This is a genomic window from Agromyces sp. Y558 (genome assembly GCF_059445415.1).
The window spans coordinates 35,130-48,123 of record NZ_JCAIUH010000004.1 but is presented as its reverse complement, the minus strand read 5'-3'; the positions used below and the strand labels follow the sequence as shown (position 1 = coordinate 48,123).

At 67.3% G+C, this 12,994-nt stretch carries 15 protein-coding genes and 1 tRNA gene; 7 read left to right on the top strand and 9 right to left on the bottom strand.

Annotated elements, in window-relative coordinates; translation table 11 throughout:
* Nucleotides 1-41 precede the first annotated feature (41 nt).
* The 4 genes from AC1C2T_RS17725 (at nucleotide 42) to AC1C2T_RS17710 (ending at nucleotide 3,742) form a co-directional block, all read left to right on the top strand.
* Nucleotides 42-734 (top strand): iron-dependent transcriptional repressor DtxR, encoded by a 693-nt coding sequence (locus tag AC1C2T_RS17725; protein WP_495362808.1) that lies wholly within the window; start codon nucleotides 42-44, stop codon nucleotides 732-734.
* Between the two features lie 394 nt (nucleotides 735-1,128).
* Nucleotides 1,129-1,800: a C40 family peptidase gene (locus AC1C2T_RS17720; protein WP_495362807.1), complete on the top strand. Its 672-nt coding sequence runs from the start codon at nucleotides 1,129-1,131 to the stop codon at nucleotides 1,798-1,800.
* A 364-nt stretch (nucleotides 1,801-2,164) separates the two neighbouring features.
* A complete protein-coding gene (locus AC1C2T_RS17715) occupies nucleotides 2,165-2,662 on the top strand; it encodes an HNH endonuclease (protein WP_495386164.1) in 498 nt (165 codons plus the stop codon).
* Nucleotides 2,663-2,986: 324 nt separating this feature from the next.
* Nucleotides 2,987-3,742, top strand: a complete 756-nt coding sequence (locus AC1C2T_RS17710) for a CHAP domain-containing protein (RefSeq protein WP_495386163.1) — start codon at nucleotides 2,987-2,989, stop codon at nucleotides 3,740-3,742.
* A gap of 78 nt (nucleotides 3,743-3,820) precedes the next feature.
* Here the strand turns inward: AC1C2T_RS17710 and AC1C2T_RS17705 are convergent, their stop codons facing one another.
* Complete coding sequence (locus tag AC1C2T_RS17705; protein WP_495386162.1) at nucleotides 3,821-4,861, bottom strand: lactonase family protein; 1,041 nt, start codon at nucleotides 4,859-4,861, stop codon at nucleotides 3,821-3,823.
* A gap of 94 nt (nucleotides 4,862-4,955) precedes the next feature.
* Between AC1C2T_RS17705 and AC1C2T_RS17700 the strand changes: the two genes are divergently transcribed.
* A tRNA-Arg gene (locus AC1C2T_RS17700) sits at nucleotides 4,956-5,027 on the top strand.
* Nucleotides 5,028-5,056: 29 nt separating this feature from the next.
* Here the strand turns inward: AC1C2T_RS17700 and AC1C2T_RS17695 are convergent.
* Nucleotides 5,057-6,736, bottom strand: a complete 1,680-nt coding sequence (locus AC1C2T_RS17695) for a hypothetical protein (RefSeq protein WP_495386161.1) — start codon at nucleotides 6,734-6,736, stop codon at nucleotides 5,057-5,059.
* Nucleotides 6,733-7,518 (bottom strand): ABC transporter ATP-binding protein, encoded by a 786-nt coding sequence (locus AC1C2T_RS17690; RefSeq protein WP_495386160.1) that lies wholly within the window; start codon nucleotides 7,516-7,518, stop codon nucleotides 6,733-6,735. The genes AC1C2T_RS17695 and AC1C2T_RS17690 overlap by 4 nt, the downstream gene beginning before the upstream one ends.
* A gap of 120 nt (nucleotides 7,519-7,638) precedes the next feature.
* On the opposite strand from AC1C2T_RS17690, the gene AC1C2T_RS17685 reads away from it, so the two are divergent.
* Both AC1C2T_RS17685 and AC1C2T_RS17680 read left to right on the top strand, forming a co-directional pair.
* A complete protein-coding gene (locus AC1C2T_RS17685; protein WP_495386159.1) occupies nucleotides 7,639-8,847 on the top strand; it encodes a sensor histidine kinase in 1,209 nt (402 codons plus the stop codon).
* Nucleotides 8,844-9,497: a response regulator gene (locus AC1C2T_RS17680; protein WP_495386158.1), complete on the top strand. Its 654-nt coding sequence runs from the start codon at nucleotides 8,844-8,846 to the stop codon at nucleotides 9,495-9,497. The genes AC1C2T_RS17685 and AC1C2T_RS17680 overlap by 4 nt, the downstream gene beginning before the upstream one ends.
* A gap of 127 nt (nucleotides 9,498-9,624) precedes the next feature.
* On the opposite strand, the gene AC1C2T_RS17675 is transcribed toward AC1C2T_RS17680, so the two are convergent.
* From AC1C2T_RS17675 to AC1C2T_RS17650, 6 genes are read right to left on the bottom strand one after another with little or no spacing between them, the layout of a single operon-like run.
* Nucleotides 9,625-10,251: a VOC family protein gene (locus tag AC1C2T_RS17675; protein ID WP_495386157.1), complete on the bottom strand. Its 627-nt coding sequence runs from the start codon at nucleotides 10,249-10,251 to the stop codon at nucleotides 9,625-9,627.
* 58 nt (nucleotides 10,252-10,309) lie between these two features.
* Complete coding sequence (locus AC1C2T_RS17670; protein ID WP_495386156.1) at nucleotides 10,310-10,462, bottom strand: hypothetical protein; 153 nt, start codon at nucleotides 10,460-10,462, stop codon at nucleotides 10,310-10,312.
* A 12-nt stretch (nucleotides 10,463-10,474) separates the two neighbouring features.
* The gene (locus AC1C2T_RS17665; RefSeq protein WP_495386155.1) at nucleotides 10,475-11,221 is read right to left on the bottom strand and encodes an energy-coupling factor ABC transporter ATP-binding protein; all 747 of its coding nucleotides are present in this window, start codon (nucleotides 11,219-11,221) and stop codon (nucleotides 10,475-10,477) included.
* Nucleotides 11,218-11,883, bottom strand: coding sequence for a cobalt ECF transporter T component CbiQ (cbiQ, locus tag AC1C2T_RS17660; RefSeq protein ID WP_495386154.1), 666 nt, complete (start codon nucleotides 11,881-11,883; stop codon nucleotides 11,218-11,220). Before cbiQ ends, AC1C2T_RS17665 begins: the two co-directional genes overlap by 4 nt.
* Nucleotide 11,884: 1 nt before the next feature.
* Complete coding sequence (locus AC1C2T_RS17655) at nucleotides 11,885-12,193, bottom strand: PDGLE domain-containing protein (RefSeq protein ID WP_495386153.1); 309 nt, start codon at nucleotides 12,191-12,193, stop codon at nucleotides 11,885-11,887.
* Nucleotides 12,190-12,894, bottom strand: a complete 705-nt coding sequence (locus AC1C2T_RS17650; RefSeq protein WP_495386152.1) for an energy-coupling factor ABC transporter permease — start codon at nucleotides 12,892-12,894, stop codon at nucleotides 12,190-12,192. Before AC1C2T_RS17650 ends, AC1C2T_RS17655 begins: the two co-directional genes overlap by 4 nt.
* Nucleotides 12,895-12,994: the final 100 nt, after the last annotated feature.

Here is a 12,994-nt window from a genome sequence, read left to right as displayed (position 1 = left end):
TAGGCTGGACGACGGGCTGTGACAACGGGAGGATGGCGCGCGTGACGGACTTGATCGACACCACGGAGATGTATCTCCGCACGATCCTCGACCTCGAGGAGGAGAACATCGTGCCCCTTCGGGCACGCATCTCCGAACGACTCGGTCACTCCGGACCGACGGTCTCGCAGACCGTGGCCCGCATGGAGCGCGACGGACTCGTGGTCGTCTCCGGCGACCGGCATCTCGAGCTCACTCCCGAGGGGCGCTCCAAGGCCGTGCACGTCATGCGCAAGCACCGACTCGCCGAGCGGCTCCTCGCCGACGTCATCGGGCTCGAGTGGGAGTTCGTGCACGTCGAGGCATGCCGCTGGGAGCACGTGATGAGCGAACAGGTCGAGCGTCGCCTCATCGAGATCCTCGGCAGCCCGCGCGAATCGCCGTACGGCAACCCCATCCCGGGCCTCGAAGAGCTCGGTCTCCCCGCAGCAGATGCGTTCATGTCGGGCGTCGTCAACGTCGTCGAGGCCGTCGATGCGAGTGAGACCCCGGTGCGCGGCGTGGTTCGCCGCCTCGCAGAACCCGTGCAGTTCGACCCCGAGCTCCTCGGTCAGCTCAAGCAGGCCGGTGTGATGCCCGGCGCCACGGCGTCGTTCAGCCGCGTCGGTGGGTACGTGCTCGTCGAGGTCGATGGAGTCGAAGGCGGACTCGAGCTGCCGAGCGAAGTCGCCGGCCATATCTTCATCGCGGAATAGGCCCGATCAGAGCCGCGCCGTGATCAGAATGTGACATTCGGGCACGGCTGGCGTAGTCTCATTCGAGTCCGCCGGCAAGAAGCCAGTCGGAGGACCAGGGTCGAGACGCCTCCCAAGCCCACCGCTCGATCAAGTACCCGAAAGCGCCGCTGCGCGCACCCGGTGGGGTGACATCTGATGTCGAGAGGCGACGGAGGTACACATTTTGGCTCGATTCTCTCGGCGTCGGTTCACCAGCAGCCACGCTCGCGGGGCCGCTACGAAGGCGGTCATCGCCTCGAAGCCTCCCGTTTCCCCTGCCTCTCCACAGCCGGATGCGGCGGCCCGCGTCGCCGCGTCGAGGTTGCCGTCGACTCGTCGGCTGCGTCGCGGCCGGCTTGCGAACGTGCTCGTCATGACGGTCGCTGCCGGCATCGTGGGCACGCTCGCCATTCCGGCGTACGCGTTCGCTCCGGGCAGCGGCGGCCCTCAGTTCGCCCAGACCGACGAGACGAAGCTCACGAAGGCGCAGGCGCAGTCCGTCGAGGTGACCGATGACGTCATCGCCGCGCCCATGACGAAAGACGGCTACGCCGCAGTCTCGGGCGCCGAGATCCAGGCTGCCGCGCAGGCCGCAGCAGAGGCCGAGGCGGCCCGTGTCGCGGCAGAGACGGCGATGACCTCGTACGCCGAGTCGTACTCCGGCCCGTCGGTCGGCGATTTCCTCGCCAACCCGCCCTACCCGACCTTCGACCTCGCGAGCGTCTACAACGTCGCGACGCAGTACATCGGCACGCCGTACGTGTACGGCGGCGCGACCCCGGCCGGCTTCGACTGCTCGGGCTTCGTGATGTACGTGTATGCGCAGTTCGGCGTCGGCATGCCCCACTCCTCGAACGGTCAGGGCGCCATGGGCACCCGCATCTCCGAGGCCGACGCGCAGCCCGGCGACCTCGTCATCATGCCGGGCCACGACGGTTTCTACGCGGGCAACGGCATGATCTTGCACGCGCCCTACGAAGGGGCATCCGTTCGTGTTCAGCCCATCTGGTCGAGCGACTACTACATCGTTCGCATCGGCATCTGATCGTTGAACATCGCGTGACTCGACACGTGAATGGCGCGCCGGAAGTTCCCGGTGCGCCATTCGTGTTCTAACCTGAAACCCTGACGATCCGAGAAAACCGGGCAGGGGAAGCCGTTGGTCAAGTCGCGCAGCATCCATTCCGCGGGTGCGCGCGCGTCCGTCGACCAACGGCGCAGTAGTCAATCGAGCACGAACCGGGCGAACGCTCCGACGGGCACTGTCACCACGACGGTGCCCGTTCTCTGTTCTCCGGGCAGTTCGATCCGCCGAATTCCGGCGGTGCAGACCCGACCCGACCACTTTCTCGGAACGCCGAACCGTTCACGCGGCTGGAAGCCATCCAGCACCGATCGAAAGGCACTCCATGCGCACACTCGTGCTCAACGCGGGCTATGAGCCCCTCGCCATCGTCTCCTTCAAGCGGGCGCTGCTCCTCGTCATGAACCACAAGGCCACCGTCATCCAGCACGAAGAGGGCAACCCCGTGTGCGCGGCGAGCGGTTCGTGGCAACGGCCGAGCGTCATCCTGCTCACCCGGTACGTGCGTGCCCCACGCGCGAACCAGGCGCCGGTGAGCCGGCGAGGCGTGCTGCGACGCGATGATCACCGTTGCGCCTACTGCGGCAGATCCGCCGCAACGATCGACCATGTGCTGCCTCGATCGCGAGGTGGCCGGGACACGTGGGAGAATCTCGTCGCCTGCTGCCTGCGCTGCAACAACACGAAGAGCGACCGTACTCCCGCCGAAATGGGCTGGGAGCTGCGCATCACGCCGGGCCGGCCCAATGGGCGAGGCTGGGCGGCCCGCGGCTTCGAGCGCCCACTGCCGCAGTGGGACGAATACCTCGCGACAGCCGCGTGATCGAGTCGTGACAAAGGCACGCCACGTGCCCTATTGTGGTACGAGTCCGGCGGCCCACAGGTCGCCGCTACCCGAGAAGCCACTCCGTAACCAGGCTGCATTGCGGCCTCGACACGGTGCCCGGAGGTCCAGCTGTTGAACGGTGACGAGACGAACGACGCACACGAGCGCCCCCGCTCAGTGCGTCGGTCGGCCGACCGAGGTCGAGCGCGACGAAGCGCCGCCAAGGCGCCGAAACGGCGAAGTCAGGGCAGAACGGATGCCGCGGCATCAGTCGCAGTGCAAACGAATCGTTCGACTCCGGCCGCCGACGTCGCGAAAGCCGTGGCTCATGCTCCGCGCACCACTCGCCGCAACGGGCCGATGCGCGTCTTCGCGACCGTGCTCGTGGTGCCCGCGATCGTGGGCACCGTGGCACTGCCGGCATACGCATTCATGCCGGGCGGCGAGACGTTCGGTACATCCGGAACCTTCAGCCTGTCGAAGGCCGAGGCACAAGACATCGAGGTCTCCTCGCTCGCGAGTGGCGCACCGCTCTCGGGTGATTCGTATGCGGTCACGACGAAGGCCGAGATCGAGGCGGCTCGCGTCGATCAGGAGGCTCTCGACAAGGCGGCGTGGGCGGCAAACCTCGCTTCGCGCGGCACCGGCGAGTACGCGGTCTACACGGTCAAGGCCGAGGGCGACGACTACCCCTGGTGGGACCAGACGCCCGACGACTACGGCGGAGGGCTGTCGCCGCTGCGGTACTTCTTCCGCGAGTGCGTCGACTTCGTCGCCTGGCGCATGAATCGCGATGCCGGCGTGACGAGTGCCCCCTGGAAGTGGGACTGGAGCAACCTTGCGTCGGGTAGCGCCTATGCATGGGCCGACGAGTGGGCGAGCCGCGGCTGGCCGACCTCGAGCGAACCCGTCGTCGGCGCGGTCGCCTGGTTCCCCTACAACCATGTGGCCTACGTGCAGTCGGTCAATGGCGACGGCACCGTGAACATCGAGGAGTACAACCAGAACTCCGACCACTCGTACCATCGGCGCACGATCCAGATCAGCGAGGCCCTGTACCTGTACCCGCCGGCCTGACTCCTTCCGCTGGTCGAGGAGGCCCGCCAGGGCCGTCGCTCCGCTCGTCGAGTAGGCCCGCCAGGGCCGTATCGAGACCTACACCCGAGCCAAGCACGCCGGCGCCGGCGTCTTGACGACACCGACGACCTCGGTCGGCACGCCCCTCGCGTCAAGCGCGATCACCGCGATCGAGTCCGAACCCTGATCGGCGACGAGCGCGAATCGCTCGTCGTGGGTCACGTTCAGGTCGCGCGGATGCCGCCCGCCGGTCTTCACCGTCGCCACGAGCTCGAGGGTGTGCGCCGCTGCGTCGAAGCGCAACGCGCGCAGCGCGTCGGCGTCGCGGTCGCCGATGAGCACGATGCCGCCGCGCGTCAACCGGATCGCCGAGCAACCGAGGCCTCTCGGCTCGACGTCGTCGCCGATCGAGAACCACGCCACCTCACGCCCCTCGACGAGGTCGATGATGCTCGCAGTGCGGTCGAGTTCGTTCGCGGTGATCGCGAGGTCGCCGTCGATGACGAGATGGCGGGGGCCGGCGCCGGCGTGCAGCACGATGTCGTCGGCGCTGTCGTGGTCGAGGCTCGTGGGAAGCCCGCCGAGTCCGAGCACGCGGATGCGGTCGGTGCCGAGATCCGGTACGAGCAGGTGGTCGCGCACCGAGTCGAGCACGGCCTGGTGCGGGTGCGACGACTGCTGCCGATCGTGATTCGGGCCAGTGCCGGTGAAGTCGGCAGCGACGACGACGTCTGCCGCGGCATCCCACGTCGCCTGGTGCACCGAGAGCCGGGCGCCCGAGTAGTTCGCGACGAAGATGAGGCCGCCCGACTCATCGAAGGCGAGATGGCAGGGGCCCGCGACGCCAGTGGCTCCCGGCCGGCCGAACGGCACGGGGCCGTCGCTTTCGAGCATCCACGTCGAGACGAGGCCGTCGGTGAGCTCGTGCACGATGCCGAGCACGCCGGTCGCGGGGGAGAGGGCGAGGTACATGGGGTTCGGACCCACGTCGACGGGTTCGCCGAGCGTCGCCCGGCCGTCGGCCGCGACATCCAGCGGCCGGATGCCTCGTGCCGCCGACCCCAGCATGCCGGTCGTCGAAGCGCCCACCCAGAACCTCGTGCCCGTCGACTCGCTCATGCCGCCCCCGTTCTGCGGCCCCGCCGCTGTTCGCCAAGGCGCACGCGCGCCGCTGAACACGCTACCGCGGGCCGGGTAGACTCTGATGCGGCCAGCCTCTGTAGCTCAATGGAAGAGCAACTCCGTCCTAAGGAGCAGGTTGGGGGTTCGAATCCCTCCAGGGGCACTGAATGTTCGACGTTCGTGCTGCACTTACTACGCGCTCGCCTTCGCGATCTTGCGGTCCCGTTCCTTCTGCTTGGCGGCGAGCATTTCCTGCTCCCCCTTGAGGGTGCTCGACTCGATCCAGCCCAGCACGCCGGACCCGGCATCCCGGAAGATGCGGCCATACCGGATGCGGCTGAACACGTCGACCATGCGGGTGGACAGAAAGCCGATGGCGATCCGCCCGAGCAGCCAGGCCGCGAAGAAGCCGTTGGCGATACCGATGACGGCGGCGACCACCGCGATTGCCATCGACCCGCTTCCGGCGGCCCAGATAATCGCGCCAACTGTCGGGACCATGACGATAGCCATGGCGGTGAGAACCACCCAGAAGTGCACAGCAATGTTGCCGTTCGCATCGTTCGGTCCGCTCCTGCGACGAGGATCGACACCGGGCGAGACCCCGATCGCGGAGGTCAGCACTGCGGCACCCGTGCCGGCTCCGATCGCGACGGGAATCGACGCGATCACGAAGGGGATAGCCCACCACGCCTGGCTGATCGCGATGAATATCACCGAGACGATAAGAGCGCGGGGAAGAAAGATGAGTGCCATGGCCCATTGGCGCCCCCGAACATCCGCTCGCACGGAGCCGCGACTCTCGCCGACGATGTTCTGCCAGACGGCCGTTCCATCCTGACCGTAGAGATTGCAGCCCGCTACACCGAGCATGACGGCCACGATGACACCGGCGAACGGTGCCGCGGGTGCCGTGTAGCCACCCACGAGCGAGAACAGCCCGATCATGGCCCCGGTCCAGAGCCCCGTGCTCGACTCGAGCGCGCGCCACGGGTCCCGACGCCACTGGCGGATCTCCTTCATGACCACCGCTCCGGTCGGGGTCGCGGGCAGAAGCCCACCGCCGCCGACGAGCCGTGTCGATCGCGCTCGACCGCGTCGTCGAGCTGTGCGCTGCGATCGCGGAACGAGCAGCGCAATCGTCGCGACGATCATCACGGCATCCACCAGCAGCAATGCACCGAGCAGAATGAGGGCTTGCACGAGGTTCCCGTCCGCGGCGGACTCGATCGCGAGAACCCCCCAGGAGGTGGGAACCGCGTCGATGACTGCCGTGATCGGACCGTCCGGGAGGCCGCTCGTGAGGAGCTGCGGGACCGTCTGGATGGCCGCAGCGACAACGATCCAGCCCGCAAACATTCCAGCGAACATCACCCCGAACTGCACTCCGGCGATCTCAATCCCCAGCTTCGACTGCATGGCGGCTCCCAGAAGCCCGTAGGTCAGCCGCGACAGGGTGATGACGAAGATCCAGGTCAGGATGCCTCCGACAATCGCCAGCGGAATGGTGGCGGGAGCGAGCTGCCAAGCATGCCAGGCAGGCGAGAGCATCGCCAGGAGAACGTATGCCGACGCGACTCCGACGAACACGGTGACAAGCAATGACCTGCCAAGAGTCGCGCGCGAGATCGGGAGCAGCGAGAAGTAGTCCGGTCTCAGTACTCCTGCACCACTCATCATGACGGGGCCAAACATGCCTCCGACCGCCCAGATCAACAGGGTGAGGGTCAGCGCGGAGTGGCGCGCCTCGTCGTTTGCCGCGAAGACGGCAACCTCCCAGGTTCCGATGACGAACAGAGCACCGATCACCCACCCTGCCTTGCGCAGTCCCGCCGAGGAGTTGCGCAGCATCGCGAACTTGAGTGAAATCATCCCCCGATCCATGACAGCTCCTCCTCTTCGAAGTCGGATGCCCCGACGAGTTCGATAAAGCGATCCTCGAGCGTCGAACCTGCGCGCACCTCGTCCAGGGTGCCGTTCGCGACGACCCGGCCGCGCGCAACGATCGCCACACGGTCACAGAGCTGTTCGACGAGAGCCATAACGTGACTCGAGATGATCACCGAGCCCCCGGTCGCCGTAAACCGCCGCAGGATACGGGTCAGCACTCGCGCGCTGATCGGGTCGACGGCCTCGTAGGGCTCGTCGAGCACGAGCACCTTGGGCGTGTGCAGAAGAGCCGTCGCGAGCCCGATCTTCTTGCGCATGCCGGTCGAGTACTCACCGACGAGGGTGCCGAGCTGTTCGGCCTCCTGAAGTTCGAGGATGCGCAGCAGCTCCTCGGTGCGAGAAGCGACGATGTCTTTCGGGATGCCCCTGAACCGCCCCCAGTAGGTGAGCAGTTCCCCACCCGTAAGCCGCTCCGGTAGGGCGAGGCCATCCGGAAGTACCCCGAGTCGCCGCTTCGCTTCGACCGGATCTGCCCAGACATCCACTCCACTCACGAAGGCCTGCCCGGCCGACGGCCTGAGCAGGCCCACCGCCATCGAGAGCGCGGTGGTCTTGCCCGCGCCGTTCGGTCCGACCATGCCAAAGAACGACCCGGCTGGCACGCTCAGGTCGAAATCGCTCACGGCGAGTTTGTCACCGAACTCCCGCCGTAGTCTTCGGAACTCGAGCGCTGGCGTCCCCGGGGGTGTGGTTGTCGCATCCATGATTCCATCGTGGATCGGTGACGCACCCGGCGGATCAGCCATCTGGCTACGATCGCGACCGAATGGCCATTCGTGTGCAGCGCCCGGCGCAGAATCGACGGCGGTTCCTAGAATCGGATCATGCCCAACGCCATAAGCGCGCGCCGCTTGCTGCGATCGTTCGCTCGCGCACTGTCGCCGGCGGCCCATCGCACGGCCGGCGAATGGGTCACAGATAGTGTCTTCTTTGGTATCGCTCTGGTCAACTGGTACCTCAGCGGACGGCCCATGACCAACCCCCAGATCTCCGACTCGTGGTGGCCGTTCGACTGGGTAATGGGGATGATCGCGTGCGTCCTGATCTGGTGGACGAGGCGCTACCCACTCACCATCGGGGCGATCATGATCGTTCCAGGGGCACTGGCGATCACTTCCGCGGTTCCAGTGTTGGTTTCCGTGTACCGCATGGGGCTGCTGGGCAGGCTTTGGCTCGCCGTGGCCATCACGATCGTGCACATCGTCACCGCGCTCCCTTACCACGCTGTTGCTCCGATGCCCGGGCTGCCGGGCGAGGTGTGGGTCGTCGTCATCCCGCTCATCTACTCGCTGAGCCTCTGTATCGGTTTACTGGGACGAGCCCGTCGGCAGCTGATCGTGAACCTTCGGGAGGCAGGGGTGCGCGATCGGCAGCGTTACGAGGACGAGCTCGCGCGAACTCGTCGCGACGAACGCGATCGCATCGCCAGAGAGATGCACGATGTTCTCGCGCACCGGATGTCACTGCTCTCGGTTCACGCGGGGGCGTTGGAATACCGCGCCACTTCGCCGACACCGCTGACTCCCGAGGAGATCCGGGAGGCGACCGGGGTCATCCGTCACAACGCGAGTGAGGCTGTTGAGGATCTCCGCGAGCTTCTCGGGCTCCTGCGCAGCGATGATGCCTTCGGCACTGGCATGCCGCAGCCCCGGCTCTCTGATCTGCCTGGACTCATCCAGGACGCTCACGAGGCGGGACAGCGTGTCGAATTCGTGAGCGACGTCGAACTCGGTCAGGTGCGGGAGAGCACCGAGCGCACGGTCTTCCGTGTCGTGCAGGAGGCGTTGACGAACGCCCGCAAGCACTCCACCTTGGCGGTAGTGTCTGTTCGCGTGGAGCAGCGTGACGATGCAGTCATCGTCACCGTGGCCAATCCTCTGCCGCCTGGCACGACGAGCACCGAAGTCGCGACCCACGGGAATGGGCTCGTCGGTCTCGACGAACGGGTGCGTATCGACGGAGGCGCGTTCGAGACCGGAGTGGCCGATGGCAGCTTCACTCTCGTCGCTACCCTTCCGGCGGTGCCACGATGACGATCCGGATACTTCTCGTCGACGACGATCCTCTCGTCATCACGGGCCTGCGACTGTTGCTCGGAGGCGCGCCCGCCCTCGAGGTCGTCGGTTCGGCCTCGGATGGCGACGAGCTCTGCGATGCGGTGACACTGTATGACCCGGATGTCGTGCTTCTCGATGTGCGAATGGCGCGAATGGATGGTGTCACAGCCCTGCGAGAGCTCCGCTCGCGACCGGGAGAGCAGCCCGCGATCATCATGTTGACGACTTTCAACACCGACAGTGTCGTGCTTGAGGCCCTGCGCCACGGAGCATCCGGGTTCCTGTTGAAACACACCGCTCCCGAACACATCGTGACAGCCATCCGCGCGGCGGCGATCGGGGAAGCGACTGTCTCCCCCGGAGTGCTGCGGCAGCTTATCGATCATGTCGCGAGCGTGAGTGCAGACACCATCGATCCACTCGATCCGCTCACTGCCCGCGAGCGCGAGGTCGCGCTCGCCGTCGCCGACGGTCTCAGCAATGCCGAGGTCGCCCAGCGACTCTTTCTCTCGATGGGCAGCGTCAAGACGCACATCTCGAGTTCGCTCGCGAAGCTCGCACTCGACAACCGTGTGCAGTTGGCGATCGCGGCTCACGAATCCCGAGGGCGAGCCTCAGAAGGCTAGCGTCCTGTGCGACCTCGAAGCGCGCCGACCTCCGTCAACGTGAAGCCGGACTGACCTTGTCCAGCCACGAGCACTGAATGTTCGACGTTCCAACCTGCAACGTTTCTCTTACGCTGGCAGTGCCGGCTCACACCGAGGCGACCTCCCAGACGAAGCCGTCGGGGTCGGTGAACGGACCGGCGTCGCTGCCGATCGCGATCTGGTGCGAGCCGGTGCCGTCGGGGGAGACGCCGGCGTCCTTGGCGAGGGCGCGGCGCTTGTAGAGCCCCAGCTTGATGGCGCTGGCCGGTGAGGCGAACTCGACGTAGCTGCCGAAGCTCTTGCCGACGGTGAACCCGTGATCGACGTAGAACCGCTTGCTCGCGGCCACGTCTTCGGCCGCCAGCAGCAGCGCGATCTGGTCGATCTGCCGGGTCGCCGGGCCGGTGTCCTTCTTCGCCGACGTCGCGACCTTCCAGATCGTTCCGTCGGGGGCTTGGAGACTGCCGCCGTAGCCCCACATGGACTTCTCGACGGGCTTCAGCGTCGTGGCGCCGGCGGCGAGTGCTGCTTCGAAGAGGCTGGTGACGGTGGAGGGCTGCGCCACGATGAGTGACAGCGTGAATCCGCGGAACCCGGTGCTCGGGGCATCCGAGGCGCGAACGCGTACGTGAGTACCGAGTCCGAAGGCGGCGAGAATGCGCTCGGCGGCGGGGACGTCGGCGACTTCGAGCGTGACCGAATCGATGAGCGTCTGAGTCTTGAGTGTGTTCATGCCAGTGACGCTATTCGCCCGCCTTCGCGGCCGCTTCTTCAGATCTGCTCGATGCGGCTCACCCGCCGAGCTGCCCCCGGATGTCGTCGGCCGTGAGCGCCTCGCTGAAGAGTTCGCCGTCGTCCATGAGTGAGGAGTCGAGCTTCGCCTTGCGGGCCTTCGTCGCGCGCCACTTGGGTGCCGCCCAGTTCGCGTACGCGAATCCGCCCAAGAGAGCGACGGGTCAGGCCCGCGGCGGCGCGACCGTCGGGTCGAAGCCGTACGGCAGCTCGAGGCCATGCGCGGCCATGCTCGCGGCATCGGCCATGATCTCTCTCGTCGGTCCGTCCGCGATGATCCTGCCGCCGTCGAGGATCACGGCGCGGGGGCACAGCTCGAGGGCGTAGGGCAGATCGTGCGTTACCACGAGGATCGTCGACGAGAGCGCGTCGAGCGCGGTCGACAGTTCGCGCCGCGCCGTGGGGTCGAGGTTCGACGTGGGCTCGTCGAGCACGACGACGTCGACGTCCATCGACAGGATCGTGGCGATCGCGGCTCGCCGGCGTTGGCCGAGCGACAGGTGCTGCGGTGCCCGCTCGGCGAGATCGGCGAGGCCCACCCGCTCGAGCGCAGCGGCGACCCGCATCTCGAGATCGGGGCCGGTGACGCCGTAGTTCGCCGGGCCGAAGGCGACGTCATCGCCGATGGACGGCATGAAGAGCTGGTCGTCCGGATCCTGGAATACGAGACCGACGCGCCGGCGCACCTCGCGCACCGTGGTGCGGTCGATCGTGAGGCCGCCGATCGAGACGGAACCCGACTGTGCAGCGTGGATGCCGTTCAGGTGCAGCATGAGGGTCGTCTTACCCGCCCCGTTCGGGCCGAGCACGGCGACGCGTTCGTGCGGTTCGACCTCGAGGTCGACGCCGCGCAGCACCTCGGTGCCGTCGGGGTAGGCGAAGCTGAGGCCGCGAACCGAGATCGCACTCACGCCTCGCCCTCCCCGCCGCGGGCGAGCATCGCGAGGTGCACGCGTTCGCCCCGGCCGTGCGCCCGCACGAAACCGCTGCCGACGCCGCGCGCGATGACCTTCCACGACCCCGGGCCGGTCGCCTCGAAGCCGCGCGAGAGCCGTGCGGTGCGCATGCGCCGCCCTTCTTCGATGATGAGGTCGAGGTAGCGCAGCATGAACCCCATGATCGAGGTCAGCGCACGGGGAAGGCGCAGTTGCTCGAACGCCTGGATCACCTTGCGCGGCGGTGTCGTCGCGATCAGCACGGTGGAGGCGAGGAGCGCCAGGGTGGCCTTCACGAGCAGCGCCCATGCCCCCCAGAGCCCCCCGATCGAGAGTGACAGGCCGAGCACCTCGACACGCGGCCCGGTCGCGATGAACGGCATCAGCAGCGCGAACACCACGAATGGCACCTCGAACACGAGCTTCCGCGCGATGAACCCGGCTGGGATCCGTGCCCTGATGGCGAGCGCGGTGAGCACCCCGGCGTAGACGGCGAACGCGGCGAACCACTCGCGTGGGGTCGCCACCACGATGAGGGCGAAGCCGATGAGTGCGAGCACCTTGCTGCGTGCGGTCGCTCGGTGGAGCGGGGAGCTGCCGTTCAGATAGCCCCATTCCACGCCGGTGGGAGTGGGCACGTCAGTCGGCACGTCGCTTCGACGCCCGCCCGATCAGCCAAGCCAGGGCGAAGGTGATCGCGCAGCCGACCGCGCCCGCGATCGCGACCGACAGCCAGGGGTTGGTGATGCCCGCGACGCCGTAGTCGGCGAGCGCGCTGCCGGCGGTGGCGCTGTCCTCGGCGGCGCCGAGGAATCCGTTCGACTCGGCGACGAACTCGAGGCCGTCGGGGTGGCTCGAGGCCCACAGGCTCACGATGCATGCCAGCAGCACGGCGAATGCGACCGCGCCGATCGTGAACGCTCGAGTGGAGATGCGGCGCCCGCTCATACGGGCGCCCCCTTCGGAGAGGTGACCCGATCGAGTGGTCGACCGTCAGCACGCGCGAATCGGGCACCATAGACGAGGTCGGGGCGAGTGGCCAGAACAGCCGAGACGATGAGCGTCGTGATCACGGCTTCGCCCAACCCGATGATGGTGTGCCAACCCACCATCGCCCCGAACACGGCGCCGAGCGGCACGTCGACGTTGCCGCCGATCGCGAACAGGCCGACGAACACCGCAGCGGCCGCGGGAACCGAGACGAGGGCGCCGAGACCCGCGGCGACGGCGACCGACCATCGCCGGCCGGGCAGCACCAGCATCATGAGGCGGAACACCCCCCAGCCGACGGCCACGGTCACCACTCCCATGAGCGTGATGTTCGTGCCGAGCGCCGTGATGCCGCCATCGGCGAAGAGGAATGCCTGCACGATGAGTACGACGCTGAGACAGAGCACTCCCGTCCATGGGCCGACGAGCACGGCGGCGAGCGCCCCGCCCATGAGGTGTCCGCTCGTGCCGGCGCCGACCGGGAAGTTGATCATCTGCGCTGCGAAGACGACGGTCGCGACGATGCCCACCATCGGGGCCTTGCGGTCGTCGACGATCTCCCTGCGTGCCCGCGTGAGTGCGATTCCGATCGCCCCCGCCGCAACGACTCCGGTCGCGATCGACACCGGTATGTCCAGGAATCCATCGGGTACATGCATGGCCCAGCCCCCTCCGCGGAACCCGCAACGGGCCCCTCGTCCCCCTGGCTCCACGATAGCCCGATGCGATCCAGCGGGCTAGGCCCGGTCGGGGAGGCGG

Bases quoted from the DNA above. Each gene is read 5' to 3' on its own strand.
- AC1C2T_RS17720 (WP_495362807.1), top strand. From the start codon at position 1,129: ATGACGGTCGCTGCCGGCATCGTGGGCACGCTCGCCATTCCGGCGTAC.
- AC1C2T_RS17715 (WP_495386164.1), top strand. From the start codon at position 2,165: ATGCGCACACTCGTGCTCAACGCGGGCTATGAGCCCCTCGCCATCGTC.
- AC1C2T_RS17705 (WP_495386162.1), bottom strand. From the start codon at position 4,861: ATGAGCGAGTCGACGGGCACGAGGTTCTGGGTGGGCGCTTCGACGACC.
- AC1C2T_RS17695 (WP_495386161.1), bottom strand. From the start codon at position 6,736: ATGATTTCACTCAAGTTCGCGATGCTGCGCAACTCCTCGGCGGGACTG.
- AC1C2T_RS17690 (WP_495386160.1), bottom strand. From the start codon at position 7,518: ATGGATGCGACAACCACACCCCCGGGGACGCCAGCGCTCGAGTTCCGA.
- AC1C2T_RS17685 (WP_495386159.1), top strand. From the start codon at position 7,639: ATGCCCAACGCCATAAGCGCGCGCCGCTTGCTGCGATCGTTCGCTCGC.
- AC1C2T_RS17680 (WP_495386158.1), top strand. From the start codon at position 8,844: ATGACGATCCGGATACTTCTCGTCGACGACGATCCTCTCGTCATCACG.
- AC1C2T_RS17675 (WP_495386157.1), bottom strand. From the start codon at position 10,251: ATGAACACACTCAAGACTCAGACGCTCATCGATTCGGTCACGCTCGAA.
- AC1C2T_RS17655 (WP_495386153.1), bottom strand. From the start codon at position 12,193: ATGAGCGGGCGCCGCATCTCCACTCGAGCGTTCACGATCGGCGCGGTC.
- AC1C2T_RS17650 (WP_495386152.1), bottom strand. From the start codon at position 12,894: ATGCATGTACCCGATGGATTCCTGGACATACCGGTGTCGATCGCGACC.